The 25,780-nt window shown below is 62.1% G+C and carries 27 protein-coding genes; 14 read left to right on the forward strand and 13 right to left on the reverse strand.

The genetic code is table 11. From position 1 onward, the window contains the following. Positions 1-146: 146 nt before the first annotated feature. The 6 genes from ffh to JWP26_RS09210 all read left to right on the forward strand — a co-directional run bounded on the left by ffh (position 147) and on the right by JWP26_RS09210 (position 5,292). Positions 147-1,730 (forward strand): signal recognition particle protein, encoded by a 1,584-nt coding sequence (gene ffh, locus JWP26_RS09185; RefSeq protein ID WP_299726136.1) that lies wholly within the window; start codon positions 147-149, stop codon positions 1,728-1,730. 31 nt (positions 1,731-1,761) lie between these two features. Continuing rightward, positions 1,762-2,160 carry a 30S ribosomal protein S16 gene (rpsP, locus tag JWP26_RS09190; protein ID WP_299726140.1) on the forward strand — a complete coding sequence of 133 codons (399 nt, stop codon included), beginning with the start codon at positions 1,762-1,764 and terminating at the stop codon, positions 2,158-2,160. A 121-nt stretch (positions 2,161-2,281) separates the two neighbouring features. Beyond that, positions 2,282-2,818, forward strand: coding sequence for a ribosome maturation factor RimM (gene rimM, locus JWP26_RS09195; protein WP_299726143.1), 537 nt, complete (start codon positions 2,282-2,284; stop codon positions 2,816-2,818). After that, positions 2,815-3,498, forward strand: coding sequence for a tRNA (guanosine(37)-N1)-methyltransferase TrmD (gene trmD, locus JWP26_RS09200; RefSeq protein WP_299726146.1), 684 nt, complete (start codon positions 2,815-2,817; stop codon positions 3,496-3,498). Before rimM ends, trmD begins: the two co-directional genes overlap by 4 nt. Before the next feature lie 203 nt (positions 3,499-3,701). Continuing rightward, a complete protein-coding gene (rplS, locus tag JWP26_RS09205; protein WP_299726149.1) occupies positions 3,702-4,259 on the forward strand; it encodes a 50S ribosomal protein L19 in 558 nt (185 codons plus the stop codon). A gap of 220 nt (positions 4,260-4,479) precedes the next feature. Continuing rightward, positions 4,480-5,292, forward strand: coding sequence for an exodeoxyribonuclease III (locus tag JWP26_RS09210; protein WP_299726152.1), 813 nt, complete (start codon positions 4,480-4,482; stop codon positions 5,290-5,292). A gap of 174 nt (positions 5,293-5,466) precedes the next feature. Here the strand turns inward: JWP26_RS09210 and JWP26_RS09215 are convergent, their stop codons facing one another. The 3 genes from JWP26_RS09215 to JWP26_RS09225 form a co-directional block, all read right to left on the reverse strand. Continuing rightward, positions 5,467-5,931: a cyclic nucleotide-binding domain-containing protein gene (locus JWP26_RS09215; RefSeq protein ID WP_299726156.1), complete on the reverse strand. Its 465-nt coding sequence runs from the start codon at positions 5,929-5,931 to the stop codon at positions 5,467-5,469. Positions 5,932-6,042: 111 nt separating this feature from the next. Next, positions 6,043-6,726: a response regulator transcription factor gene (locus JWP26_RS09220; protein WP_299726159.1), complete on the reverse strand. Its 684-nt coding sequence runs from the start codon at positions 6,724-6,726 to the stop codon at positions 6,043-6,045. Positions 6,727-6,853: 127 nt separating this feature from the next. Beyond that, positions 6,854-7,537 (reverse strand): YggS family pyridoxal phosphate-dependent enzyme, encoded by a 684-nt coding sequence (locus JWP26_RS09225; RefSeq protein WP_299726162.1) that lies wholly within the window; start codon positions 7,535-7,537, stop codon positions 6,854-6,856. 127 nt (positions 7,538-7,664) lie between these two features. Here JWP26_RS09225 and leuS point away from each other — a divergent pair, with 127 nt between their 5' ends. From leuS to holA, 3 genes are read left to right on the forward strand one after another with little or no spacing between them, the layout of a single operon-like run. Next, complete coding sequence (gene leuS / locus JWP26_RS09230; RefSeq protein WP_299726165.1) at positions 7,665-10,283, forward strand: leucine--tRNA ligase; 2,619 nt, start codon at positions 7,665-7,667, stop codon at positions 10,281-10,283. Further along, positions 10,270-10,770, forward strand: coding sequence for a hypothetical protein (locus JWP26_RS09235; RefSeq protein ID WP_299726167.1), 501 nt, complete (start codon positions 10,270-10,272; stop codon positions 10,768-10,770). The genes leuS and JWP26_RS09235 overlap by 14 nt, the downstream gene beginning before the upstream one ends. Further along, on the forward strand, positions 10,770-11,792 hold the full coding sequence (gene holA / locus JWP26_RS09240; RefSeq protein WP_299726169.1) for a DNA polymerase III subunit delta: 1,023 nt from the start codon (positions 10,770-10,772) through the stop codon (positions 11,790-11,792). Before JWP26_RS09235 ends, holA begins: the two co-directional genes overlap by 1 nt. 126 nt (positions 11,793-11,918) lie before the next feature. On the opposite strand, the gene JWP26_RS09245 is transcribed toward holA, so the two are convergent. The 8 genes from JWP26_RS09245 to hemE form a co-directional block, all read right to left on the reverse strand. Continuing rightward, positions 11,919-12,788, reverse strand: coding sequence for a ParB/RepB/Spo0J family partition protein (locus JWP26_RS09245; RefSeq protein WP_299726171.1), 870 nt, complete (start codon positions 12,786-12,788; stop codon positions 11,919-11,921). Between the two features lie 12 nt (positions 12,789-12,800). Continuing rightward, positions 12,801-13,601 carry a ParA family protein gene (locus JWP26_RS09250; protein WP_299726174.1) on the reverse strand — a complete coding sequence of 267 codons (801 nt, stop codon included), beginning with the start codon at positions 13,599-13,601 and terminating at the stop codon, positions 12,801-12,803. Positions 13,602-13,627: 26 nt separating this feature from the next. Next, positions 13,628-14,275 carry a 16S rRNA (guanine(527)-N(7))-methyltransferase RsmG gene (rsmG, locus tag JWP26_RS09255; protein ID WP_299726177.1) on the reverse strand — a complete coding sequence of 216 codons (648 nt, stop codon included), beginning with the start codon at positions 14,273-14,275 and terminating at the stop codon, positions 13,628-13,630. Next, positions 14,275-16,137, reverse strand: coding sequence for a tRNA uridine-5-carboxymethylaminomethyl(34) synthesis enzyme MnmG (gene mnmG, locus JWP26_RS09260; RefSeq protein ID WP_299726179.1), 1,863 nt, complete (start codon positions 16,135-16,137; stop codon positions 14,275-14,277). Before mnmG ends, rsmG begins: the two co-directional genes overlap by 1 nt. 115 nt (positions 16,138-16,252) lie before the next feature. After that, positions 16,253-17,551: a tRNA uridine-5-carboxymethylaminomethyl(34) synthesis GTPase MnmE gene (gene mnmE / locus JWP26_RS09265; RefSeq protein ID WP_299726181.1), complete on the reverse strand. Its 1,299-nt coding sequence runs from the start codon at positions 17,549-17,551 to the stop codon at positions 16,253-16,255. A 61-nt stretch (positions 17,552-17,612) separates the two neighbouring features. Further along, positions 17,613-18,878: a transcription termination factor Rho gene (rho, locus tag JWP26_RS09270; RefSeq protein WP_299726183.1), complete on the reverse strand. Its 1,266-nt coding sequence runs from the start codon at positions 18,876-18,878 to the stop codon at positions 17,613-17,615. A 206-nt stretch (positions 18,879-19,084) separates the two neighbouring features. Then, entirely contained in the window at positions 19,085-19,510 is a 426-nt protein-coding gene (gene hemJ, locus JWP26_RS09275) for a protoporphyrinogen oxidase HemJ (protein ID WP_299726185.1), read from the reverse strand. Beyond that, positions 19,507-20,547, reverse strand: coding sequence for a uroporphyrinogen decarboxylase (hemE, locus tag JWP26_RS09280; RefSeq protein ID WP_299726187.1), 1,041 nt, complete (start codon positions 20,545-20,547; stop codon positions 19,507-19,509). The genes hemJ and hemE overlap by 4 nt, the downstream gene beginning before the upstream one ends. Positions 20,548-20,988: 441 nt before the next feature. Between hemE and JWP26_RS09285 the strand changes: the two genes are divergently transcribed. From JWP26_RS09285 to dnaQ, 4 genes are read left to right on the forward strand one after another with little or no spacing between them, the layout of a single operon-like run. Continuing rightward, the gene (locus tag JWP26_RS09285; RefSeq protein ID WP_299726189.1) at positions 20,989-21,594 is read left to right on the forward strand and encodes a Maf family protein; all 606 of its coding nucleotides are present in this window, start codon (positions 20,989-20,991) and stop codon (positions 21,592-21,594) included. Further along, positions 21,591-22,421, forward strand: coding sequence for a shikimate dehydrogenase (locus JWP26_RS09290; protein ID WP_299726191.1), 831 nt, complete (start codon positions 21,591-21,593; stop codon positions 22,419-22,421). The genes JWP26_RS09285 and JWP26_RS09290 overlap by 4 nt, the downstream gene beginning before the upstream one ends. Positions 22,422-22,423: 2 nt before the next feature. Continuing rightward, a complete protein-coding gene (gene coaE, locus JWP26_RS09295) occupies positions 22,424-23,020 on the forward strand; it encodes a dephospho-CoA kinase (protein WP_299726193.1) in 597 nt (198 codons plus the stop codon). Positions 23,021-23,040: 20 nt separating this feature from the next. After that, positions 23,041-23,742: a DNA polymerase III subunit epsilon gene (gene dnaQ / locus JWP26_RS09300; protein WP_299726195.1), complete on the forward strand. Its 702-nt coding sequence runs from the start codon at positions 23,041-23,043 to the stop codon at positions 23,740-23,742. A gap of 54 nt (positions 23,743-23,796) precedes the next feature. Here the strand turns inward: dnaQ and secB are convergent, their stop codons facing one another. Next, the gene (gene secB, locus JWP26_RS09305; protein ID WP_299726197.1) at positions 23,797-24,315 is read right to left on the reverse strand and encodes a protein-export chaperone SecB; all 519 of its coding nucleotides are present in this window, start codon (positions 24,313-24,315) and stop codon (positions 23,797-23,799) included. An 81-nt stretch (positions 24,316-24,396) separates the two neighbouring features. Then, positions 24,397-24,861, reverse strand: coding sequence for an FxsA family protein (locus tag JWP26_RS09310; RefSeq protein WP_299726199.1), 465 nt, complete (start codon positions 24,859-24,861; stop codon positions 24,397-24,399). A gap of 168 nt (positions 24,862-25,029) precedes the next feature. Here JWP26_RS09310 and JWP26_RS09315 point away from each other — a divergent pair, with 168 nt between their 5' ends. Then, positions 25,030-25,755 carry a Tim44/TimA family putative adaptor protein gene (locus JWP26_RS09315; protein WP_299726201.1) on the forward strand — a complete coding sequence of 242 codons (726 nt, stop codon included), beginning with the start codon at positions 25,030-25,032 and terminating at the stop codon, positions 25,753-25,755. Positions 25,756-25,780: the final 25 nt, after the last annotated feature.

Genomic DNA, 25,780 nt, shown 5'->3' on the forward strand with positions numbered 1-25,780 from the left:
CTGACCAGCCGACCGGGACCCTAAGGGTATAAATCGATCCCGGAGGCCAACATCCGCCAGCGCGTTGCGCCCGCGGGTGGGTTTTGCGTTTGGCTCGATGAAGCCCATATCTCGTCGGATACCCCGAAGAGACAAGGACCAAAAATATGTTCGAGAGCCTTTCCGACCGGCTTGGCAAAATTTTCGATGGTCTACGTGGCCGCGGCGCGCTGAGCGAAGCCGACGTCGATGCGGCGCTGCGCGAAATTCGCCGCGCGCTGATCGAAGCGGACGTTTCTCTCGAAGTAGCGCGCGCTTTCATTGAGCAGGTGCGCGACCGCGCCATCGGCGTCGAGGTCACCCGTTCGGTCACCCCGGGCCAGCAGGTCGTCAAGATCGTCCACGACGAACTGGTCGCCGTGCTGGGCGAAGCGGCCGTGCCGATCAGCCTCAATGCCGTGGCGCCCGTCACCATTCTGATGGTGGGCCTGCAGGGCTCGGGCAAGACCACCACCACCGCCAAGATCGCCAAGCGCTTCAAGGACAAGCAGAACAAGAAGGTTCTGCTGGCCTCCCTCGATACCCGCCGCCCGGCCGCCATGGAACAGCTGCGCGTGCTGGGCGAGCAGGTCGGCGTCGCCACGCTGCCGATCGTTGCCGGTGAAAACCCGGTGCAGATCGCCCGCCGCGCCGCGCGCGAAGGCAAGCTGGGCGGCTTCGATATCCTCATCCTGGATACCGCCGGCCGCACACATATCGACGAAGAGCTGATGGCCGAAACGGCCGAGATCAAGGCCGTCTCCAATCCGCACGAAGTGCTGCTGGTGGTCGATGCGCTGACTGGCCAAGACGCGGTGAACCTCGCGCGTTCGTTCGACGCGCGCGTCGACATCACCGGCATCGTCATGACCCGGGTAGACGGCGATGGCCGTGGTGGCGCAGCCCTGTCGATGCGTGCCGCGACCGGCAAGCCGATCAAGCTGATCGGTACTGGCGAAAAAATGGATGCGCTGGAGGATTTCCATCCCTCGCGCATCGCCGACCGAATTCTCGGCATGGGCGACATTGTCTCGCTGGTCGAGCGCGCCGCCGAGCACGTTTCGGCCGAAGACGCCCAGAAGATGGCCAAGAAGCTCAAGAAGGGCTCGTTCGACCTCGACGATCTGCGCGGGCAGCTGCAGCAGATGAAGAAAATGGGCGGCATGAATGGCCTGATGGCCATGATGCCCGGCGTCGGCCAGATGAAAAAGGCCATGGCCAATTCCAACATCGACGAAAAGGTGTTCGATCGCCAGATCGCCATCATCGGCTCGATGACCAAGAAGGAACGCGCCGAACCGGACGTTCTCAATGCCAGCCGCCGCAAGCGCATTGCCTCGGGTGCCGGTGTCGAAGTTTCCGAGATCAACAAGCTCATCAAGCAGCACCGCCAGATGGCGGACATGATGAAGAAGGTCAGCAAAGGCGGCATGGGCTCGCTGGCCGGCATGTTCGGCGGCAAGATGGGTGGGATGATGGGCGGCATGCCCGATCTCTCCAAGATGGACCCCAAGCAGCTCGAAGCCATGGCCCGCCAGGCCGGCATCGATCCAAAACAGCTCCAGCAGGGCATGGGCGCTCCCGCCCAGCCTCAGCTCGCCGACAAACTGCCGACCGATGTCGGCGCCCTGTTCAAATCCGCCCCCGGCCTGCCCGGCCTTGGTGGCGCTCCCCGTTTCCCCGGCCTTCCCGGCCTGGGCAAGAAAAAGTAACCCCCAAAACTCCATCTAAAGGACCAAAAATATGTCTCTCAAGATTCGTCTGGCCCGTGGCGGCACCAAGAAGCGCCCATTCTACCACATCGTCGTTGCCGACGCCCGCTCGCCCCGCGATGGCCGCTTCATCGAAAAGCTGGGCACGTTCAACCCGCTGCTCGCCAAGGACAATGAAATCCGCGTCGTGCTGAACACCGATCGCGCCAAGCATTGGCTCGAAGTCGGCGCCCAGCCGACCGACCGCGTGCTGCGTTTCCTCGATACCGCGGGCCTCTTGAAGCGCGAAGCCCGCAACAACCCGGAAAAGGCTATCCCCGGCGCTAAGGCAACCGAGCGCGCTGAAGCCCGCGTTGCGGCTGCCGCTGCTGCCGAAGCCGCCAAGAATGCCCCCAAGGAAGTCCCGGCCGAAGAAGCTCCGGCTGAGTAAGACCCTCTGGGGTTTTGATGCAGGGCCTCGATACCTCGTATCGGGGCCCTTTTCGTCTTGACGGCAGGGACCTCTCGACATCCTCTGGCCGTCAGTGGTGGGGCAAGCCAATGGTGATCGCATGACCAATTCCAATCGCCTGCTGATGGGCATTATCGGGGGCGCCCATGGCATCAAGGGCGAGGTGCGCATCACGCCCTATACCCAGGATCCCGAGGCCATTGCCGGCTACGGGCCGCTGGAAACCGACCGGGCGGGACTGACCGTCACCATCACCAATCTGCGGGTGCAGAAAACCGTGGTTGTCGCCCGCCTCAAGGGCGTGGATGACCGTAACGCCGCCGAATTGCTCAATGGCGTCTCGCTGTTCGTCGACCGCTCGCGCCTACCTGATACCGAGGATGAGGACGACTTTTACCATGCCGACCTGTTGGGTCTGCAAGCTCGGCTCGAGGACGGCACGGTGATCGGCATCGTCACCGCCATCCCCAATTTCAACGCTGGCGACCTGATCGAAATCCGCAATACCCAGTCGGGCGACACCTATCTCTACCCCTTCACCAAGGCCGTCGTGCCCGCCATCCATATCGACCAGGGCTTTTTGACCATCGTCGCCCCCACCGAGACCGAATGGGGCGAGGAAGAAGAGCCCAATTGAGCTTTTCAGCCTCGATCATCACGCTGTTCCCCGACCTGTTCCCCGGCCCCCTGGGCGCTTCGGTGATCGGCCGTGGCATGGCCGACGGCCTGTGGTCGCTGGAAACGACGCAGTTGCGCGAGTTCGCCACCGACCGCCACCGCACGGTTGACGACACGCCCTCGGGCGGCGGCGCCGGCATGGTGCTGAAACCCGATATCCTGGCCGCCGCCATCGATTCTGTGGCCCCGGCTGGCGACCCGCGCCCGCGCATCCTGATGTCGCCACGCGGCAAGCCGCTGACCCAAGCCCGCGTCCGCGAACTGGCCGCCGGCCCCGGCGCCGTCATCGTCTGCGGCCGCTTCGAGGGTGTCGACCAGCGCGTCATTGATGCCCGCCAGCTCGAGGAAATCTCGATTGGCGACTATGTGCTCGCCGGGGGCGAAGTCGCCGCCATGGTGCTGCTGGAAGCGATTGTGCGGCTGATCCCGGGGGTCCTCGGCGCTGCCGAAAGCCATGCCGACGAGAGTTTCGAAAACGGAATGCTCGAATACCCGCATTACACGCGGCCGCAGAGTTTTGAGGGCGTTGAGATACCCGCTGTGCTGACTTCCGGCGATCACGGGAAAATTGCTAAGTGGCGGCAGCAACAGAGCCTGACGCTGACGCAGGCGCGGCGCCCGGATTTACTCGAGAAGTAAGCCCCGACAGTCACAAATCGGCCAAAACCCCATAGACTCCGGCCCTTTTTTCCCCTATAGCGCCGCTACTATCGCGCGCATGGGCTATTCGGACCCGTCGTGCACAAAACAAAAAGACGAAAAAACCTCCGTTGTAACCAAGACCGGGCAGTCGGGATCAGTTTCCCGAACAATGCTCCATTGAAAAGATCAGGACGGATCACATGAATATCATTCAGCAGATCAACGCCGAACAAGTCGAGGCGCTGGCCGCCAAGCGCACCCTTCCCGAATTCACCCACGGCGATACCGTCAAGGTGTGGGTCAAGATTCGCGAAGGCGAAAAAGAACGCCTGCAGGCCTATGAGGGCATCGTGATTGCCCGCACCGGCGGCGGCATCACCGAAAGCTTCACCGTGCGCAAGATTTCGTACGGCGAAGGCGTTGAGCGCGTGTTCCCGCTCTACTCCCCGAACGTAGCTTCGGTGGAAGTTCTCAAGCGCGGCAAGGTGCGTCGCGCCAAGCTGTACTACCTGCGCGATCGTCGCGGTAAATCCGCCCGTATTTTCGAATCGACCAATTCGCGTACCAAGAAGATCGAGGCCGTCGAGCGCACTGCAGCTCTCGAAGCCAAGAACGCCCGCGAGCAGGAAAAGATTGCCGCTGCCGAGGCGTTCGCCGCTGAAGCTGCAGCCAAGGACGCCGAAGCCGCAGCCGCTGCTGCTGCCGCCGCACAGGCCGCTGCTGCAGAAGCCGCCGCTGCCGAGCCCAAGGCCGAGTAATCTCGCCTTCGATAAGAGTTTGAAAAACCCGGTCGCAAGGCCGGGTTTTTTGTTACTTGGGACCCCAAACTCCGCCTTCCCGCAGGAAGATCGGGATGGGGCGAGGTCGGAGCAATATGACGGCTCATGACACCCCTTGGCAGTAGCCCCGCCATTTCCGGCTTTACCCCTTGTCAGGCTGCGGCCATAAAGAAGTCCCGCGTCTGAAAGTCCCAAAAGCATGTCCGTTGCCGTCGTCACCTGGAACATCAATTCGGTTCGTCTGCGCCTGCCCATGGTGCTGAATTTTCTGCAGAAGTATCAGCCCGACGTGCTGATGCTGCAGGAAATCAAATGCACCAATGACCAGTTTCCGACCAATGCCCTCACCGAGGCCGGCTATCCCCACCAGGCAGTGCATGGGCAAAAGGGCTATCACGGCGTCGCCATCGTTTCGAAGTTCCCGCTGACTGACGTATCGAGCCGCGTGTTCTGCGAAATCCCCGAATCGCGCCACGTCTCGGCGCTGACCGACCTTGGCCACGGTCCGCTGACGCTGCACAATTTCTACATTCCCGCCGGCGGAGATGAGCCCGATCCCGAGATCAATCCCAAGTTCAAGCACAAGCTCGGCTTCCTCAACGAGCTGACGAGCTGGTTTGCCGAGCCGATCTTCCAGCGCGGCCACCTGATCGCCGGCGATTTCAACATCGCCCCGCATGAAAACGACGTCTGGAGCCATAAGCAGCTCCTCAAGATCGTCAGCCACACGCCCGTTGAAACCGAGGCGCTCAACGCCATCCTCAATGGCGGCCACACCTGGGTCGACCTGGTGCGCAAGCACGTCCCCTATGACCAGAAGCTCTATTCCTGGTGGAGCTATCGCAGCGCCGATTGGGAAAACGCCAACAAGGGTCGTCGGCTCGACCACATCTGGTCAACGGGCGACGTCGCCGAACACAGCATCGGCGCCGAAATCATCAAGGCATTCCGCGGCTATGCTCCGCAGCCAAGCGACCATGTGCCGGTCATTGCACGGTTTGCGGGGCTTTAGAGCCGGAGCTTACCGCAATCTCGATCTTCCCACGGGCTTGACCCGTGGGTCACTGACCAAGCGCGCATAAGCTCGTGTTTGCGGCGGAAGGCCGGCCGGTCAAGCCCGCAGGAAGATGTTGCCGCGACACGATGCGCACCAGGGCCTTGCTCAAGGAGTGCGCGAGGTCGGCTCCTACTTCCCGTCCCGCATCTTGGCGCCCATCGGCTCCAGCGCCCCCAGATACGCCCCAAGATCGCTCTGGATGCGCTCCACGGCGCGTTGCGCCAGGTCCGGCGACTGCTCCAGCAATTTCAGAAACGCCTGCCGCGGCACGAACAGGGTTTCGCAGTCGATCACGGCCGTAATGGTCACGGGGCGAGGCTTGGGCAGGATCAGCGCCATGGCGGAAACCACGCTGCCGGGCTCGCTGATGGCGTAGGGCTTGCCCAGCGCGCCCTGCCCCTCGGGCTTGACCTTAAGCGTGCCCGACGCCAGCACATGGGCGCCGCCCGGCACGTCGCCGGCCTTGTAGATGACTTCGTCCGGGGCAAAGCTGCGCCGTTCGCTGGCAAAGGCCAGCAGACGTCGCTGCTCGTCGTCGCAAATATCGAAGAATTCGGCCTGCGCAAGAACGCCGGCCGCATTGTCAAATCGCATACGCCCCTAGCCCGGATGAGCACAATCGCCCGCTGACCTGGAAATCAGCCGACGCTGTTCATCCTATAGGGCATTTCTTTCCCGGCTCTGAACGGAAATTTTACCTAAAGCCTAAGGAACGAGGCGATATCCACCCTCTTCGGTCACCAGCAGGCGTGCATTGGAGGGATCGCGCTCGATCTTCTGGCGCAAGCGATAGATATGTGTCTCCAGCGTGTGGGTGGTGACGCGGTTATTATACCCCCACACTTCCTTGAGCAGCACGTCGCGTGTGATGGTCTTGGGACCCTGGCGATAGAGATACTTCAGGATCGAGGTTTCCTTATCGGTGAGGCGAACCTTGCCGCCGTCATTGGCCTCCAGCATCTTGGCTGCCGGCTGGAAACTGTATTGGCCGATGGTGAAAACCACGTCCTCGCTCTGGTCGTGTTGGCGCAGTGCCGCATTGATACGCGCCAACAGCACCGGGAAGCGGAACGGCTTGGTCAGATAGTCATTGGCGCCCGATTCCAGGCCCAGGATCTGGTCGGCGTCGCTGTCGTGGCCGGTCAGCATCAGAATCGGGCTTTTGAACCCCTCGGTGCGCAGCACTTTGACCGCCTCGCGTCCGTCCATGTCGGGCAGTCCGACGTCCAGGATCATCAGGTCAATATTGTTTTCGCGCGTGACTTTGAGCGCATCATTAGCGCTACCGGCTTCAAGAATGTCGAATTCCCGGTGCTGGGCCAGTTGGTCCACAATAGTCTGGCGCAAATCCGCATCGTCATCTACCAGCAGAATGCGTCGCTTATTCATTGTTTTCTCCGGACAATTTCGATCAGACTTGCCATCGGTCACACTATTGCGACCTGTTTTGGACCGGCCAATCACATCGGCGTTACATTTCAGCAACGGCACGGAGCAACAAGAGTTGCAGGCGGCATCAAGTTTTTAGGCGATATCCGAACAATGCCGAGCCGACCCGCACATGGGTGGCGCCCATGGCGATGGCGGTCTCGAAATCCCCGCTCATCCCCATCGACAGCTTTTGCACCCCAGCAGCCGCGCCCAGCACCGCCAGATGCGCGAAATAAGGTCCGGTCGGCAGTCCATCGGGCGGAATGCACATCAGCCCAACCACATCGAGTCCATGCACCGTCCGGCAACGCGCCACGAACGCAGCGACCTCGGCGGGCGCGATGCCGCTCTTTTGCGTTTCGCCGCCGATATTGACCTGCACGAAGCAGGGCATTCTCTTGCCCGCGCGCTCCATCTCGGCCTTCAACACCACGGCCAATTTGTCGCGGTCCAGCGTCTGGATACAGTCGAACAGCGCCACCGCTTCGCGCGCCTTGTTGGTCTGCAATGGCCCGATCAAGTGCAGCTCGACGTCGCCGTAGCGCTCGCGCAGCCCCGGCCATTTGTCCGCGGCCTCCTGCACCCGGTTTTCACCGAACACGCGCTGCCCAGCCAGCAGAAACGGCTCGATCTCATGCGCCTCGAAGGTCTTTGACACGGCGACAAGCGCCACGCTCGCCGTTGGCGGGCCAAAGCGCTGCTGCGCATGCTCGATCCGCGCGCGGATTTCGCTGAGTCGATCCTGAGCGTCGCTTACTGCCTGCTCCACGCTTTCGCCCTGTTTGTGTTGACCTTGGGGGGGAATTCTGATGATGGTCCGGTAACCAAAATCCCCAGCAAACGCAAGCCGCGCCGACTTTTCCTGGCGCTGCTGTCGACCCTTCAAGGACTAAAAAGTGAGCGGCGAACGCTACAATCCGCGCGAAATGGAACCCCGTTGGCAAAAAGTGTGGGACGAGGCCAAGAGCTTCGTCGTGCGCGACGATGATGCCCGTGAAAAGTACTACGTCCTCGAGATGTTCCCCTATCCGTCGGGCCGCATCCATATGGGCCACGTGCGCAACTATTCCATGGGCGACGTGGTGGCGCGCTATCACCGCGCCCGCGGCAAGAATGTGCTGCACCCCATGGGCTGGGACGCCTTCGGCATGCCCGCCGAAAACGCCGCCATGGAGCGCAAGGTGCATCCGGGCGCCTGGACCCGCCAGAATATCTCGGCGATGCGGGAGCAACTCAGATCCATGGGCCTGTCGATCGACTGGACCCGTGAAATCGCCACCTGCGAGCCGGAATATTACCAGCACCAGCAGGCCCTGTTCATCGATTTCCTCGAGGCGGGCCTCGTCACGCGCAAAAAGTCCAAGGTCAATTGGGACCCCGTGGACATGACCGTGCTGGCCAATGAGCAGGTCATCGACGGCCGCGGCTGGCGCTCCGGCGCTTTGGTCGAGCAGCGCGAGCTGACGCAGTGGTTCTTCAAGATTTCCGATTTCGCCGAGGACCTGCTGGCAGGGCTCGATACCCTGACCGACTGGCCCGAAAAGGTGCGCGTCATGCAGCGCAACTGGATCGGCAAGTCGGAAGGGCTGCGCCTGCAGTTCGAGGTCGTGCCGAACGACAAGGCCGATGCCAGCAGCATTGAGGTCTTCACCACGCGCCCCGATACCATTTTCGGCGCGTCCTTCATTGCGCTGTCGCCAGACCACCCGCTGACCGCCCAATTGGCCACCAATGACCCGGCTCTCGCCGAGTTCGTCGCCGAATGCCGCCGCCAGGGCACCGCGACCGAAGCGATCGAAAAGGCCGAGAAGAAGGGCTATTTCACCCAGATTCACGTGAAACACCCGGTGAAGCCGGGCGCCACCCTGCCCGTCTACGTCGCCAATTTCGTGCTGATGGAATACGGCAGCGGCGCCATTTTCGGGTGCCCAGCGCATGACCAGCGCGATCTGGATTTCGCCCGAAAATACGACCTGGCGGTGATCCCGGTGGTGTTGCCGCCCGACGCCGATGCAGCCAACTTCGCCGTGGGCAACGAGGCTTATGTTGACGCTGGCAACATCTTCAATTCCGGGTTCCTCGATGGCCTCTCCATCGACGAGGCCAAGAAGACCGCTGCGGCCCACTTCGCTGCGCTGACCATTGACGGCAAGCCGCAGGGCACGGTCGAGGTCAACTATCGCCTGCGCGACTGGGGCATTTCGCGCCAGCGCTATTGGGGCGCACCGATCCCGATCATCCATTGCGAAGTCTGCGGCACCATTCCCGTGCCCAAGAAGGACCTGCCGGTCGTGCTGCCCGAGGACGTCACATTCGACCAGCCCGGCAACCCGCTCGATCGTCACCCCACCTGGAAGCACGTGCATTGCCCGCAATGCGGCGGAGCGGCGCGACGCGAAACCGACACCATGGACACTTTCGTAGACAGTTCCTGGTACTTTGCCCGCTTCACCGCGCCGGAGGCCGCGACGCCGACCATTCCGGGCGTGGCCAATGCCTGGCTGCCGGTCGATCAGTATATCGGCGGCGTCGAACACGCGATCCTGCACCTGCTCTATTCGCGCTTCTTCACCCGCGCCATGAAGGCCACCGGCCACGTCGGCATCGATGAGCCGTTCAAGGGCCTGTTCACCCAAGGCATGGTGACCCACGAGACCTACAAATCGCCTGCCGGCGAATGGGTCGCGCCTGCCGAGGTGATCATCGAAACGCTGGGCGAGGACCGCAAGGCCCTGCACCTGCATTCGGGCGAGGCGATCACCATCGGCTCGATCGAAAAGATGAGCAAATCCAAGAAGAACGTGGTCGATCCCGACGAGATCGTCGGCAGCTACGGCGCCGATACCGCCCGCTGGTTCATGCTCTCGGATTCGCCTCCCGAACGCGATGTGCAATGGACCGAGGCCGGTGTCGAAGGCGCCAGCCGTTTCCAGCAACGCATCTGGCGGCTGGTCAGCGAAACCATCGAGATCACGAAACAGTCCGCGCACTCTGTTCGTGAATCAGATGACAATGAAGCAAAGGCCTTGCGCAAAGCCGCCCATCGCGCTGTCCACAATGTCAGCCAGGACATCGAGGGCCTGCGATTCAACCGCGCCGTGGCCCAGATTTACGAGCTGACCAATGCGTTGGTACGCGCCTCCGGCATCGCCGCCGTAGCCCCCTCCTCGCGCCTTGCGGCACTGGAAGATGGCGTCGCCCGACTGATCCAGCTGCTGGCCCCGATGATGCCGCACCTGGCCGAAACCTGCTGGGAGGCCCTGGGCAAATCGGGCCTCGTTGCCGACGCGCTATGGCCGGACGTCGATCCGGCCCTGCTGGTCGATGATTCCGTGACCATGCCGATCCAGATCAATGGCAAGCGCCGGGCCGAAATCGTCGTCGCCAAAGGCACCGCCAGCGCCGATGTCGAGGCCCTGGTCTTGTCTCTGGACGAAATTGTCCGCATTCTGGATGGCAACGCGCCTAAAAAGATCGTCGTCGTACCAGACAGGATCGTCAATGTTGTGGTCTAAACGCCTGCAAATCCTGAGCTTTTCGGCCATCGCACTGGTTGGCACACCATTGCTTGCCGCCTGCACGCTGACGCCCGTCTATAGCGGGCGTCTCGCCGAAAACCCCAATCTCGAATTGGCCTTTGCTGCACCGACCAGCCGCCTCGACCAGGTTGTCATTCAGGAATTGGCCCTACGCTTCGGCAAATCGCCGACGGCGCCTGTGGCAACCGTATCGACCAGCGCGAGCGGGACAACCCTAGTCGACACCGTCACCGCCAACCCCAACAAGACCTATGAAGTCACGGTGACGGCGACACTGACCATCGAGCAAAACAACGATCCCAAGGCCAAGCCCCTGGTGCTGACGCGTAGAGCGACAGCGAACTACCAGACCGGCGCGCAAATCCTGAACGATCAGTCGGCCTATACCGAAGCCTCCGAACGCGCCGCCAAATCCGCGGCCGAATCGCTCCGGCTGGCGATCCTGGCGACGCTGACGCGCTGATGACGGCGCTCAAGGCCCACGAGGTGGCGCGCTACCTGGCGCGCCCCGACCTGAGCGAGGGAATCTTCCTCGTCTACGGTCCTGATGCCGGCCTGGTTCGGGAAACCGCGCAAAAACTGGTGCGTTACTTCTCCGGCGACGATCCGCAATCGGCCAGCCTGGTGGTTCTCGACGGCAGCGAAGTCGATGCCGACCCGTCGATCCTGGCCATGGAGGCCAAATCGGTCTCGCTTTTCGGCGGCAAGCGCATCATCCGCGTGCGCGGCGCCACCAAATCTATGGTCATGACCCTGACCGAGCTGCGCGACGATCCGGCCGGCGCCGTCATCGTGCTGGAGGCGGGTAATCTGCTGCCCAAGGACGCCCTGCGGGCCCTCGTGGAGGCCGCCAGCCTTGGCCGGGCCCTGCCCTGCTACCCCGACAGCGACGAGACCCTGATCACCCTGATACGCGACACTTTTGCCAAGGAGGCAATCCGCGTCGATAATGATGTGGTGCCCGTGCTGCGCGAAATCCTCGGCAATGATCGCGAGATCACCCGGCGCGAGCTGGAAAAGCTCTGCCTCTATGCCGCCACGACCAAAACGCTGACCGCCGACGACGTCTTGCTGCTCTGCGCCGACAATGGCGCGCTGGTGATCGATACGATCCTGGATTCCACCGGCTCGGGCCATGCCGAAAAGCTGGAATTGGCCCTCAACCGGGCCTTGGCCTCGGCCGTGGACCCACAGCGCCTGCTCCGCTCCGCCGATCTGCATTTTGCCGCGCTCCGGCGCTGGCGGAGCGAGGTCGATGCCGGCAAAAGCGCGCGCGACGCGGTCAACAATGCCCGCCCCAAGCCGCATTTTTCGCGCACCGGCACCCTGGAACAGCAGGTCCGGCTCTGGTCCGACCACGCGCTGGCCACCGCCTCCGAGCGCCTGCTCCAGGCCACCGCCGACAGTCGCCGCCGGCCTTCTTTAGCAGAAGCCACCATGCGCCGGGTCCTGCTGTCGCTCTGCATGACCGCCGCGACGCACTGACGCGCGCGCCGCATAAGATATTGCCGTGTAAGGATTTTCACGGAAACCACAGTCGACGCCCTCGCCCTTGTGGGAGAAATCAAGAGTGGGGGTTCTGTGAAACGTCGCGTTTCACGTGAAACGCAGTTAGTTCGTGCCAGTCAGCCTGAGGCAAATCCCGTCGAGCTGCTCCAGCGTCTTGTAGCGGATTTCCAGCTTGCCGCCGCGCTCGCCATGCGCCAGCGACACCGATAGACCAAGCGCATCCGACAGCCGGCGCTCCAGCGCCACCGTATCGGTGTCGCGATCATCCTTGTTCGGCTTGGCCCGCGCCGGCACGTCGCGCTGCTGGCTCAGGGCCTCCGCATCGCGGACGGAAAGCCCGCCACGCACGATCTGCTGCGCCAGCGCCGCTGGATCGTCAGCCGTAATCAGCGTCCGCGCGTGCCCTGCCGTCAGCGTACCGCTCGCCACCATTTCCCGCACATCCTCGGGCAGTCGCAGCAAACGCAAAGTGTTGGCGACGTGCGAACGGCTCTTGCCGATCACCTGTGCCAAATCCTGCTGCGTATATTCGAACTGTTCGATCAGCTGCCCGTAACCCATTGCTTCTTCAAGCGGATTTAGATCGGCGCGTTGCACGTTCTCAATAATGGCGAGTTCGAGCGCTTCCTTGTCGCCCACATCCCGCACAATAACCGGTACGTCATGCAGGCCGGCGCGCTGCGCTGCGCGCCAGCGCCGTTCCCCAGCGATAATCTCGAAAATATTGGGATCTTCGCTCGGCCGCACCAGCAGCGGCTGCATGATGCCTTTCTCACGGATCGAATTGGTTAGCTCTTCAAGCTGGTCCGCATTGAATGTCCGCCGTGGATTGGCACGGTTGGCAATGATGACGTCCACTGGCAGCCGCTTCACGCCGCCCTGCCCGTCGGTAACGCGGCCGCCTTCTAGCACCGCCATATCGCCAATCAGGGCGGCAAGGCCGCGGCCCAAACGTGTCGGTTTGTCGTTCATGCTCGCTTGTCCTTATGCCGCGTTCAACTGCCGCTCGCGGCGGATCACTTCGGTCGCCAGCCGCAGATAGGCCTGACTGCCGGCACTTTTCAAGTCATAGAGCAGCGCCGGCTTGCCATAGGATGGCGCCTCCGCCAACCGCACATTGCGCGGAATGACCGTCTCGTACACCAGATCGCCCATCTCGCTGCGCACGTCCTGCAACACCTGCTCGCTGAGGCTATTCCGCTTGTCGAACATGGTCATCACCACGCCCTGGATCGACAGCTTTGGGTTCAGCGTCGAACGAATTTGCTCAATGGTTTGAAGCAGTTGGCTCAAGCCTTCGAGCGCAAAAAACTCGCATTGCAGCGGCACCAGCACCGCATCGGCGGCCACCAGCGAGTTCACAGTCAGCAGGTTCAGCGACGGCGGGCAGTCGATCAGCACATAGCTCACCGGCTTGCCAGTAATCGTCAACTCATGCAGACCCTTGAAAGCATTGCGCAATTTGAAAGCACGGTCGCCCTGCCCGGCAATGGTCAGCTCGACGCCGAGCAAGTCCATCGTCGATGGCACGATCGCCACATGCGGCACGCTGGTCATGATCGCGGCCTGCGCAACCGTGGCTTCGCCGACCATCAGGTCATACGCCGAAACCTCGCGGTCATTGCGCGAAATCCCCAAGCCCGTCGAGGCATTGCCCTGCGGATCGAGGTCGACAATCAACACCCGCTCGCCAACCGCCGCGAGAGCAGTCGCAAGATTGATCGCAGTCGTGGTTTTACCAACGCCGCCCTTCTGGTTCGCCAAAGTCAAAATACGAGGCGCCAAGGTACTCTCCAGGAGATTGCCGCTAACTACCTGTTTTTCAAGCTTAAATTGGAAAGCTCGAGCAAAACGCCGTTCGGATCGGTGTCGCTGGGCAGTATTACCACGTCGTGGTCCCAGACCAAACGCGATTCGGCCAACTCTTCGAGATGTTCACGACCTTTATGGAAAATGGCCCTGGTCTGCGGCCCAAACAGCGGTCGTGCCATGGCGCAAAGCTCATTCAACGACGCCAAGGCACGGGCGGTGATCACGTCGACCGCGCCAGTTTCACGTGAATCAAGTTCATTGCTGCGCCGCGACTCAACCGTGACCGCGAGTCCAAGCTCCCGTGCCACCGTCCGCAGAAAGCTGACTTTGCGGCCGTTTGGCTCAACCAGCACGAACTTGACTAGGACACCTTTCAGCGCAATTGCCAGCGGCAGCGCCGGAAAACCGCCCCCACTACCCATATCCACGATCAGCCGATCGGTCGGGCGCAGCAGCTTTAGAACCTGCAGGCTGTCGGCAAAGTGCCGTGTCCATACGGCGTCCAATGTTTCACGTGAAACAAGATTCTGAACCTTCTGCCACTTCCGCAAAAGCCGGGCATAAGATTCCAGATCGGCCGCGACCTCATAAACTGGCCGCGACAGGTACTCGGCATAGGCGGAAATCGCCTGCTCGTGCTCTTGCATCAGCTCGCCTTGCGCAGCGAGCCGCGGCGAATGATCGACAGCATCAAGGTAATCGCCGCCGGTGTCATCCCGTCAATCGCCTGCGCCTGCGCGATGGTCTGCGGACGCTGCGTCGCCAGCTTCTGCTGCAACTCGGCCGAAAGGCCTGGAATATCGGCATAGTTCAGCTGATCGGGGATCGCCCGTTGCTCATCGCCCCGCACCGCCTCGATATCCGCACGCTGCCGATCGAGATAGACCGCATACTGCGCGTCCACCACGAGCTGATCCATGATCATCGGCGCAATTGCCGCAACTTCCGGCCAAAGTCGGGCGACGTCTGCCGGCTCAACACTCGGATAGGACAGCAGTTCGAAGGCGGTTCGCGCCTTGCCGTCCTCATTGACGTCGATACCAGCCTTGCGAGCAGCATTCGGCGTCGTGGAAAGGCCCTTGAGCTGCTTGCGACCACTCTCCAGGGCGATAGCCTTGGCCTCGTAATGCGCAGCGCGTTCCTCACCCACCAGCCCGGTAGCCAGGCCCAGCGACGTCAGCCGCTGATCGGCATTGTCGGCTCGCAAATGCAGCCGGAACTCGGCCCGCGAGGTGAACATACGATAAGGTTCGCTGACACCGCGCGTCACCAGGTCGTCCACCATGACGCCGAGGTAGCTTTCGGTCCGCGACAGCGTCAGGGCCTCACGTCCGGCTGCCGCCAGTGCCGCATTGGCGCCAGCCAGCAGGCCTTGGGCGCCGGCCTCTTCATAGCCGGTGGTGCCATTGATCTGGCCTGCGAGGTAAAGACCCGGCTGGCGCTTTACCTCGAGCGTCAGCTTCAGCTCGCGCGGATCGACATGGTCATATTCGATCGCATAGCCGGGCCGGATGATGGTGACGTTTTCCAGCCCCGGCATGGAGCGCAGAAACTGCTCCTGCACATCCGCCGGCAGCGAAGTCGACAACCCGTTCGGATAGACGGTCGGATCGTCAAGCCCCTCAGGCTCCAGGAAAATCTGATGGCTGTCGCGATCGGCGAAGCGAACCACCTTGTCCTCGATCGACGGGCAATACCGCGGTCCTCGACTTTGGATTCGCCCTGAATACATTGCGGAGCGATGAATATTATCGCTGATGATCCGGTGCGTTTCAGTCGTGGTCCGCGTAATATGGCAGGAGACCTGCGGCGTGGTGATCGCGGCGGTAAACGCCGAGAACGGCTCGGGCGGCGTATCGCCCGGCTGGCTTTCCAGCACCGAATAATCAATCGTGCGACCATCAAGTCGTGCCGGCGTGCCGGTCTTGAGGCGGCCCAACTGCAGGCCCAGTTCCTCCAGCCGCGTCGACAGGCCGAGAACCGGCTTTTCGCCAAGGCGGCCGGCCGGCGTCGTTTCCTCGCCACGATGGATCAGGCCGCGCAGGAAGGTGCCGGTGGTCAGCACCGCCGCCTTGGTGCCAAAGCGGCGACCGTCCAGCAGCACAACGCCGGACACGACGCCGTCCGTCACCTCGATGTCGTCGACTTCACCCTCAATCACGTCGAGATCGGGCTGTGCCGTAATAGCCGCCTGCATGGCCTGCCTATAGAGCTTTCGATCGGCCTGGGCGCGCGGACCCCGCACGGCAGGGCCCTTGCGGCGGTTCAACACCCGGAACTGAATGCCAGCGGCGTCGGCGACGCGGCCCATCAGGCCATCGAGCGCGTCGATCTCGCGCACCAGATGGCCCTTGCCAAGACCGCCAATGGCGGGGTTGCAGCTCATTTCGCCAATGGTGCTGAACTTATGGGTGATGAGTGCCGTCGGGACACCGAGACGTGCCGAGGCCGCAGCGGCCTCGCAGCCGGCATGGCCTCCCCCAACAACGATGACGGCATAGTCGCTCATGGTGCAGATCTCCGAGCGCGCTCAATAGTCCAATGTTTCACGTGAATCAATTCGCGCGTCTAATAAGCAGCCATGTGAGCGCGTCTCACATCGGGCTTCTGGTGTTTCACGTGAATCATTTCCCGATGCAGAAGCTGGCAAACAGCCGGTCCAGCACGCGCTCCGCATCGATCCGCCCAACCAGGCGCTCAAGGGATTGCGATGCAATCCGCAGCGACTCCGCAGCCAACTCCGGGTCGCCGAGCGCCAGCTTGGCCCTCGACAAGGCGGTCCCGGCCTCATCCAGCGCGGCCCGATCGCGCTCGCGACTGACCAGTATCGGTTCGCCCGATCCGGACTGTTCCGACGCAAACGCGGTCAGCCGCGCAAGCAAGTCATCAAGACCATCCTTCGACTGCGTCGACAGGGCCAGATCAACATAGTCGGCCGAGCGGCCCAGATCGGACTTGGTGCCGATGCGCCAGACCGGTGCGCCGAAGGGGGCAATGAAGTCGACATCGGCCACGTCAGGCGCCACCAGCCAAAGTACCAGGTTCGCCTGTTCGATTTCGGCCTGAGCGCGGCGAACACCCTCGGCTTCTGCCTTGCTCGCGGTCTCTCGCAAGCCGGCCAGATCGAGGAAGATCACCAACTGGCTGCCAATATCGATGGGGACCTCACGCACATCGCGCGTGGTGCCGGGCTCATCGGTGACGATGGCGATATCCGACTTGGCCAGGGCATTGAGCAGGCTGGATTTCCCCACGTTCGGCGCGCCGGCCAAAGCCACGCGCAGGCCCTCACGGACGATGCGGCCACGCTCAACCGTGCCCAGCGCCGCGCCGATGGACTGCGCCAGCGCGTCGAGGTTCTGCGCAAAGCTCGCTGGCAGTTCACCGACATCGCCTTCATCGGAAAAATCCAGACGCGCCTCGATTTCCGCGCGCAAATCCAGCAATTGGTCGCGCCAGTGATCGACTTGAGCGGTCAGCCCGCCCTCCAGCCGCGCAATGGCCTGGCGCCGCTGGTTTTCGGTCTCGGCATCGAGCAGATCGCCCAAGCCCTCGATTTCAACCAGATCCAGCTTACCGTTCTCAAACGCGCGCCGGGTGAACTCCCCGGCTTCCGCCAACCGCGCGCCCAGGCTGGTACACAGCCTCAGGATGGCCCGCACGCCCGCGGGTGAGCCATGCACCTGCAATTCGGCGCAATCCTCGCCGGTGAAGCTATGCGGTGCAGCAAAGTACGCGACGAGGCCGCGATCCAGCGCCGTATCGGTACCTATTGGCCGCAACGTCAAACGGCGGGGTTTTGGGACCCCGCCGGCTATCGCGTTGAGAATATTGGGAACATCGGGCCCCGAGAGCCGGATCACCGCCACGCCCGCGGGGACGGCCCCCGAAGACAGCGCGACGATGGTATCGCCGTCGCGCATGTCTTAGTGCCGCAAGGCTTGGTGCGAAAAACCGGTTACCACTTTTTCGCGCCTTGCTCTGTTAGGTGTTCATCGAGTCGAAGAAATCGGAATTCGTCTTGGTCTGGCGGATCTTGTCCATCAGGAATTCCATCGCGTCGATCGTGCCCATCGGGGTCAGGATACGGCGCAGAACGTACATCTTCTTGAGGATATCGGGCTCGACCAGCAGTTCTTCCTTACGCGTGCCCGACTTGGTGATGTCGAGCGCTGGGAAGACGCGCTTGTCCGCAACCTTGCGATCGAGGATGATTTCCGAGTTACCCGTGCCCTTGAATTCTTCAAAGATCACTTCGTCCATGCGCGAGCCGGTATCGATCAGCGCGGTCGAGATGATGGTCAGCGAACCACCATCCTCGATATTACGCGCCGCGCCGAAAAAACGCTTCGGGCGCTGCAAGGCATTGGCATCGACGCCGCCAGTCAGAACCTTGCCGGACGATGGGACAACGGTGTTGTAGGCGCGGCCGAGGCGGGTGATCGAATCGAGCAGGATGACCACGTCGCGCTTGTGTTCGACGAGGCGCTTGGCCTTTTCGATCACCATTTCGGCGACCTGGACGTGGCGCGATGCCGGCTCGTCGAAGGTGGAGGAGATAACCTCGCCCTTCACCGAGCGCTGCATATCGGTGACTTCCTCGGGCCGCTCGTCGATCAGCAACACGATGAGGTAGCATTCGGGATGATTGGTGGCGATCGACTGTGCAATATTCTGCAACAGTACGGTTTTACCGGTACGTGGCGGCGCAACAATCAGCGCGCGCTGACCCTTGCCGAGTGGCGCCACCAGATCAAGGATTCGCGCCGAGCGATCCTTGAGCGTGGGATCCGGCAGTTCCATACGAAGCCGTTCCTCGGGATAAAGCGGCGTCAGATTGTCGAAGTTGACCTTGTGGCGAACCGCCTCGGGGTCTTCGAAATTGATGGTCGAAACCTTGAGCAGCGCAAAATAGCGCTCACCTTCCTTGGGAGAGCGAATCTCGCCCTCGACCGTATCGCCGGTGCGCAGGCCGAACCGGCGGATCTGACTGGGGCTGACATAGATATCGTCGGGACCCGGCAGGTAATTGGCATCGGGGGAGCGCAGGAAGCCAAACCCATCGGGGAGGACTTCGACGACGCCTTCGCCAGTGATATCGATATCCTTAGCGGCGAGTTCCTTGAGGATGGCAAACATTAATTCCTGTTTGCGCATGGTCGAAGCGTTTTCGACCTCGTGTTCTTCGGCGAACACCAGCAGCTCGGCCGGGGATTTGGCTTTGAGCTCACTGAGCTTCATATTCTGCATGTGGTGGATGACCCTTTAGGGAAATCGGAATGAGTCGAAAATTTGGGATGGGTAGGCACCACACAGCGGCCGGGGAGGCCGAGACAATCTTGATGCGTTGACCAGCATGTAGCGTGATCCGGCGTCACTTTCAAGATTGAAACAACACCGCAGCACGGATTCACGTGAAACGCCGGCCGATTGATCCGCGTCCCTCTGCGGTCAACTCAGAACGGCTTAACGATGACCATGATGACGATGATGATCATCGCCACGGTCGGAACCTCGTTGATCATGCGGAAAAACTTGGCCGGCCGTTCATTTTTATCGGCGGCAAATTCCTTGTAACAGCGCGCCAGAAAACCGTGAAAGCCGGCCAGCGCCAGTACGAACGCCGCCTTGACCCAGGGCCAACCCTGCGACCAGTCAACGACACCCGAACTCACCAGCCCAATGCCGAACAGAAACGTTGCGATCATCGCCGGGGTCATGATGCCGCGCAGCAGGCGGCGCTCCATCACCTTGAAGGTTTCCGACTGCACCGAGCCCTTTTCGGCGCTGGCGTGATAGACGAACAGCCGCGGCAGATAGAGCATGCCCGCCATCCAAGCGATCACCGAAATGACATGCAGCGCCTTGATCCATTCGATCATGACGATTTCCCCTTAACCAGATCGACCAGTTTTGCCACATGCTCAATCGGCGTTTCCGGCACGATACCATGGCCCAGATTGAAAATATGCGGCCGATCGGCAAAGGCCGCAATGATCTCCCGGGCGCGATTTTCCATCTGCGCGCCGCCTGCTACCAGCCGCAGCGGATCCAGATTCCCCTGGACCGGCACACCAGCTGGAACATGATCGGCCGCAAATTTCAGCGGCGTCGCGTAATCGAGGCCAACCGCATTAACCCCGGTAGCTTTGACATAGGCTGCGATATTGCCCGCCGCACCGCGCGGGAAGCCGATGATCGGCGCATTGGGCACGCGGGCCCGCACGCCTTCGACGATCCGCAGATTGGGCGCGATGACCTGGCTGGCAAACGCCACCTCGTCGAGATTGAGCGCCCAACTCTCGAACAATTGCACCACATCGGCGCCCGCCTCGAACTGCGCCACCAGATAATCAATGCTCGCCGCCACCAGAATATCGATCAGCGTGGCGAAGGCGTCGGGATGGCGCAAGGCGAACAGCCGCGCCGCCGCCTGGTCAGGCGATCCCTTGCCACCGATCATGTAGGTCGCCACGGTCCAGGGCGACCCGCAGAAGCCGATCAGGGTCTTTTGGGGCTCCAGTGCCGCCCGCAGGCGCCGCAAGGTCTCCAGCACCGGTGCCACATGCTCCAGCACGCGCTCGGGTCTTAATGTCCCAAGCGTCTCTGCGGTGATGGGGTCCAGCACCGGGCCTTCTCCGACCTCGAAGCGAACCGATTGTCCCAGCGCATCGGGAATGACCAAAATATCGGAAAACATGATCGCTGCATCAAGATCGAACCGGCGCAGCGGCTGCAGGCTGACCTCGACCGCCAGGTCCGGCGTGTAGCACAGGTCCAAAAATCCCTTGGAGCGCGCGCGCACCTCCCGGTACTCCGGCAGATAACGTCCCGCCTGGCGCATGATCCAGATTGGTGGCCGCTCTTGGCGGTTTCCCAGCACTGCAGCGAGCAGCGGCTTATGGACAGGAGCGCTCACGCGCCCTTCCCTTCCAAAGCCCTAAAGAGAAGTCTTAGACTTAGTATTTGTATTATCATGGCGGTGTTTTGCATCAATTCATTGCCGTCCACAATCGCCCCTCCGGCGACAGATGGGCGCAGCAGTTTGGTTAACGGGGTGTGAATAGCTTGTGGGCCTGGGACGATCCAAGGCGCGCCGCCACAAGAGTTAACGCTTCATTAATTCGGGACTCGCCGGAGTCCAGCGGAGTCTTGGCCTGTGTAAAAGCGCTTGGCGCCAGGATCGCGCCGTTGCGGAGTTTTCCCCACTCTTGTCCCCAGCCCGGTTTCGCCGGGGGCCGAGTCCAAATGTTAATGTTTTGATAACCAAGTCGAACAAGTCGGGCCCAAGGCCAAAACCATGAGTCATTATCACAGGTGGGCCTTGAGCTGGGGATGACAGTGTGGAAAACCTAGTCCCATGTTGATCCTCGCTTCTGCCAGCGCCGCCAGAAAAACCCTGCTGACTCAAGCCGGTCTGGTGTTTTCGACTATGCCCGCCGACATCGATGAACGCGCGCTGGAAAGCGCCGCCCACGAGGCAGGCGCCGATGGTCGCGACAACGCCCTGCTGCTCGCCAAAGCCAAGGCGGCCGCTGTCGCCAAAACCCATCCCGGCGCCTTTGTGATCGGCGCCGATCAAACCCTGGCCCTCGGCACTGAGCTCTTGCACAAGCCCGTCAATCGCGCCGATGCGGCGCTCCAGCTCGACCGGCTCAAGGGCAAGACCCACCGCCTGCATGCCGCCGTCACCCTGGTGCAGGACGATGTGCTGCTATGGTCCGATATCCAGACGGCCGAGCTGACGATGCGCGAGTTTTCCGACGCCGACCGCGATGACGTGCTGGCCCGCGAGGGCGAAGGCATTCTGTCCTCGGTGGGTGGCTATCGCCTAGAAGGACCCTCGATCCGCCTGTTCGAGGCCATTAGCGGCGACTATTTCACGATTCTGGGCCTGCCCTTGCTGCCGCTGCTGGCCGCCTTGCGCGAATTTGCCCCCGAAGTGCTCAAGGACCAGACGGCGTGACCACCAAAGCCTTTGTCATCGGCCACCCGATCAACCATTCGCGCTCGCCGCTGATCCATGGCACTTGGCTCACCGAACACGGCATCGACGGCAGCTACGAGGCCATCGATGTGGCGCCCGCCGAGCTGCTGGCGTTTTTCGAGCGCCTGCGTGGCGGTGAATTTGCCGGCGGCAATGTCACCATTCCCCATAAGGAAGCGGTTTTTGCGCTCTGCGACAGCGTTGATCCGCTGGCCAAGACCATCGGCGCGGTCAATACGCTGGTGGTGCGCGACGGCAAGGTTCATGGCACCAATACGGATTATCTCGGCTTTTTGGGCAATCTCGATGCCGGCGCGCCTGGCTGGGCGGATAGCCTCGATGAGGCCATTGTGCTGGGCGCCGGCGGCGCGGCCCGCGCCGTGCTCGTCGCCCTGCGCAGCCGCGGGGTCAGACAGGTCCATATCCTCAACCGCACCGTCGCCAATGCGGCACAACTGGCATCCCATATCGACGGGCCGTTCAGCGCCCATGGCTATGAGGCCTTCGCCGAACTGGGGCCGAAGGCGGGCCTTGTGGTCAATACCAGCTCGATCGGAATGCACGGCACGCGCTTTGAAGGACTCGATCTGGGGCTGCTGCCGAAGACGGCGCTGGTGACCGATATTGTCTACACCCCGCAGGTCACGCCGCTGCTGGCCGACGCCAAGGCGCTTGCCCTGCGGACCGTCGATGGCTTGGGCATGTTGTTGCATCAGGCCGTGCCCGGTTTCGAGGCCTGGTTCGGCACGCGCCCCCTCGTCACGCCCGCCCTGCGGGCTCGCATCGAAGCCACGTTGGAACATTGAGCATGTGGCGCATCGGCATTACCGGCTCGATCGCCACGGGAAAATCTACCGTGCTCGAGGCCTTCAAAACCTTCGGTGTCCCGGTCTATTCAGCCGACATCGCCGTGGCCGAGCTTTATGCTGGTGACGCCGTGGCACCCGTCGAAGCGCTGTTCCCTGGCGTCGCGGTCAATGGCGTCATCGACAAAGCCCTGTTGTCACAGCGTCTCGCCGCCGACCCATCTGGCTTCCAGCGCCTCGAGAGCGTGGTCCATCCCCTCGTGCGCGCCCGCATTGCCCGTTTCATGGACAACGCGCAAAAATCCGGCGCAGCCTTGGCCGTCGTTGAAGTGCCGCTGCTGTTCGAGAGCGGTTATGATTATGGCTTCGATGCCATCGGCGTCACCCATGTGGCCGAGCCCATCCAGCGCGAGCGTGCTCTGGCGCGTCCCGGCATGACCGTGGAAAAGCTCGACACCATCCTTGCCCGCCAGCTCCCGCAGGCACAAAAGAGGGCACGCGCCACCTATGCGTTCGACACGGGTGGCAGCATCAAGCAAACGACCGACATGGTCAAAGCGCTGGTCGCCGCCATCCAGGCGCGCCAGGCGCAACAGTAAAAGACGTTAGGGGAGACGCCGTGACACGCCAGGTCGTGCTCGATACCGAAACCACCGGCCTTTCTCCCGCCACGGGGGACCGCCTGGTCGAAATCGGCTGCGTCGAGCTGGTCAATCACCTGCCTTCGGGCCGGACCTTCCACGTCTATCTCAATCCGCAGCGCTCGATGCCCGAAGAGGCGTTCCGGGTGCATGGCCTGTCCGACGACTTCCTCGCCGACAAGCCGCTATTCTCCGCTGCGGCCGCCGATTTCCGCGCCTTCATCGAAGATGCCACGCTGATCATCCACAATGCTCCCTTCGATATGGGCTTCCTCAATGCCGAGCTGACCAATCTGGGCCAGCCCAAGCTAACCAATGACGTCATCGATACGGTCATGCTGGCCCGCGAGCGCCATCCGGGCGCCCGAGTGAGCCTTGACGCCCTCTGCAAGCATTATGGCATCGACACCTCGCGCCGCACCCTGCATGGCGCTCTGCTCGATAGCGAAATCCTGGCCGAGGTCTATCTGGAACTGATTGGCGGCCGCCAGGCGGGCCTGGCCCTGGTGGCGGAAAACCGCATCTCGGGCGCCGAAGGCATTGCCTCCATGGTCGCCGCCATCCGCCGCCCCGTGCCGCTGCCCTCGCGCGTATCGGCTGAGGCTGCGGTTGCCCACGCTGCGCTGATCGCCACCATGGGCGCCGATGCGCTCTGGAATGAGTACGCGCAAGCGTCCTAAACAAAAAGGCCCCGGACTAAATGTCCGAGGCCTTCAAATTCCAAAACCCAAAAATTAGTTCGGCTTGGTCGTATCCGCATCCGCCACGGCCGGCGCACCGTTCTGCTTGGCGGCCAGGTTCGCCAGGTTCTGGCGATAGATGGTGGCAAAATCAACCGGCTCCATCATCAGCGGCGGGAAGCCGCCCTGCTGGGTGACGCTGGCCAGAACCTGCCGCGCGAACGGGAAGATCAAGCGCGGGCACTCGATCATCAACAGCTGGCTGAGCTGCGCGTCGACGATATTGCGCAGGCGGAACACGCCGCCATAGACCAGTTCGACATTGAACAGCACGGTGGCTTCGCGATTGGCCTTGGCCGTCAGCGTCAGCTCCACCGCATAAAGATCGTCGGCCTGCTTCTTGACGCCGACGCTGATCGAGACGTTGAACGCCGGAGCCCCCGAGCCCAGCATGATCGAGGCCGGAGCACCCGGATTTTCGAACGACAGGTCGCGGATATACTGGCCCACCAGGTTCATCATCGGGGCGGTATTTGCCTGCGGCGCGGCAGCGCCCTGATTATCGTCAGCCATTTTGGGGTTCCTCGACACCATTTATTGGCGGGCTGGCTAGCATCTTTGCGCCAACCGGACAAGGAGGACCAGCCGTCTCGCTTAACGCGGCCGATAGTCCTCGTCGTCGAGATCGATCACCCCCGGCCCCTTGATGCGGCCATCTTCGGGACTGGGTTGCGCGCGAAAGCCGGTGGTCTGCACCACGGTAAAATTGCCCGCAAGCGTCTTGTAGATCCAGCGTCGGATCGGCGGCACCAGCAAGCTCAGTCCCACCACGTCGCTCAAAAAACCCGGCAGGATCAGCAGCACCGCCGCCACCCCGATCAGCGCCGCATCCGCAATGGTCTGTCCGGGCAGCTTGCCGGCCGCGACATTGCCGCGCAGTTGCATCAGCACGGCCAGCCCCTGCTGGCGCAGCAGCGCCCCGCCCAACAGCGCCGCGCCGATCACCAGAGCCAACGTCGGCCACAGCCCGATCGTCTGCCCCACCTTGATGAACAGGGCAATTTCCACGATGGGCAGGGCCAGCAGGCCAAGCAGGAAAAATCGAGCCAACCGGGTCATTCCTCTCTTGCCGAAACCGGGATCGAGCCTCAAAAGAGAACTCGCCCCATCGTGAACTGGTTTCGGGGTGAACTTTTCCTATATATAGGTCAGTTTGGGCGCGCTGCGAGCGCTCGCGTCGCATCCGGATGCGATTTTGCCGACGTGTTTTGCAATAGGTGTTTGTCCATGGCCGAATTTCTCGATCTGCCTACCCTCATCGTTATCGGTCTTGCGATCGTCATCCTGTTCCGCCTGCGCTCGGTTCTGGGGACACGCACCGGCAATGAGCGGCCTCCGGTCGAACGCCGGGTCAAGTCCGATGCCAAAAGCGTCAAACCCGCCACCGAAGACACTATCGTGCCGATCCGCCCGCGTGGCGCCGGCAATCCCGATCTCGATGAGGACCGCCGCGCCCGCAAGACCGAGGCCGAAATCGAGCAGTTCTCCAAGGGCAATGCGGGTCTGGCCGAGGGCCTCAAGGCCGTGGCTGAGGCCGATCCGAGCTTTACCCCGAAATCCTTCATGGATGGCGCCAAGCAGGCCTATGAGATGATCGTCACCGCGTTTGCCGCCGGCGATCGCAACACCCTCAAGAACTTGTTGGAAAAAGACGTGTTCGACGGCTTCCAGCGCGCCATCGCCGATCGCGAGGCCGCCGGTCAGAAGGTGGATTTCACCTTTGTTGGCCTGCCCAAGGTCGAATTCTCCGACGCCGAATTCGACAAGAAGAACGTCAACGTCACCATCCGCTTCCACGCCGAAGTGGTGTCGGCCACCCGCGACAAGGACGGCACGCTGGTCGATGGCAATGCCGATCAGGTGCAGACCATAGCCGATGAATGGACCTTTGCGCGCAACCCAAAGTCGCGCGATCCGAACTGGAAAGTGGTCACCACCAGCCAGCTCGACTAACCGGCGCGGCGGGCGGGTCTTTGCC

It is taken from the genome of Devosia sp. (assembly GCF_028290435.1).
Lineage (GTDB): Bacteria > Pseudomonadota > Alphaproteobacteria > Rhizobiales > Devosiaceae > Devosia.

Coding starts and splice junctions, on each gene's coding strand:
- ffh (WP_299726136.1), top strand. CDS start 147: ATGTTCGAGAGCCTTTCCGACCGGCTTGGCAAAATTTTCGATGGTCTA.
- rpsP (WP_299726140.1), top strand. CDS start 1,762: ATGTCTCTCAAGATTCGTCTGGCCCGTGGCGGCACCAAGAAGCGCCCA.
- rimM (WP_299726143.1), top strand. CDS start 2,282: ATGACCAATTCCAATCGCCTGCTGATGGGCATTATCGGGGGCGCCCAT.
- rplS (WP_299726149.1), top strand. CDS start 3,702: ATGAATATCATTCAGCAGATCAACGCCGAACAAGTCGAGGCGCTGGCC.
- JWP26_RS09210 (WP_299726152.1), top strand. CDS start 4,480: ATGTCCGTTGCCGTCGTCACCTGGAACATCAATTCGGTTCGTCTGCGC.
- JWP26_RS09215 (WP_299726156.1), bottom strand. CDS start 5,931: ATGCGATTTGACAATGCGGCCGGCGTTCTTGCGCAGGCCGAATTCTTC.
- JWP26_RS09220 (WP_299726159.1), bottom strand. CDS start 6,726: ATGAATAAGCGACGCATTCTGCTGGTAGATGACGATGCGGATTTGCGC.
- JWP26_RS09235 (WP_299726167.1), top strand. CDS start 10,270: ATGTTGTGGTCTAAACGCCTGCAAATCCTGAGCTTTTCGGCCATCGCA.
- holA (WP_299726169.1), top strand. CDS start 10,770: ATGACGGCGCTCAAGGCCCACGAGGTGGCGCGCTACCTGGCGCGCCCC.
- JWP26_RS09245 (WP_299726171.1), bottom strand. CDS start 12,788: ATGAACGACAAACCGACACGTTTGGGCCGCGGCCTTGCCGCCCTGATT.
- rsmG (WP_299726177.1), bottom strand. CDS start 14,275: ATGCAAGAGCACGAGCAGGCGATTTCCGCCTATGCCGAGTACCTGTCG.
- mnmG (WP_299726179.1), bottom strand. CDS start 16,137: ATGAGCGACTATGCCGTCATCGTTGTTGGGGGAGGCCATGCCGGCTGC.
- mnmE (WP_299726181.1), bottom strand. CDS start 17,551: ATGCGCGACGGCGATACCATCGTCGCGCTGTCTTCGGGGGCCGTCCCC.
- rho (WP_299726183.1), bottom strand. CDS start 18,878: ATGCAGAATATGAAGCTCAGTGAGCTCAAAGCCAAATCCCCGGCCGAG.
- hemJ (WP_299726185.1), bottom strand. CDS start 19,510: ATGATCGAATGGATCAAGGCGCTGCATGTCATTTCGGTGATCGCTTGG.
- JWP26_RS09285 (WP_299726189.1), top strand. CDS start 20,989: ATGTTGATCCTCGCTTCTGCCAGCGCCGCCAGAAAAACCCTGCTGACT.
- coaE (WP_299726193.1), top strand. CDS start 22,424: ATGTGGCGCATCGGCATTACCGGCTCGATCGCCACGGGAAAATCTACC.
- secB (WP_299726197.1), bottom strand. CDS start 24,315: ATGGCTGACGATAATCAGGGCGCTGCCGCGCCGCAGGCAAATACCGCC.
- JWP26_RS09310 (WP_299726199.1), bottom strand. CDS start 24,861: ATGACCCGGTTGGCTCGATTTTTCCTGCTTGGCCTGCTGGCCCTGCCC.
- JWP26_RS09315 (WP_299726201.1), top strand. CDS start 25,030: ATGGCCGAATTTCTCGATCTGCCTACCCTCATCGTTATCGGTCTTGCG.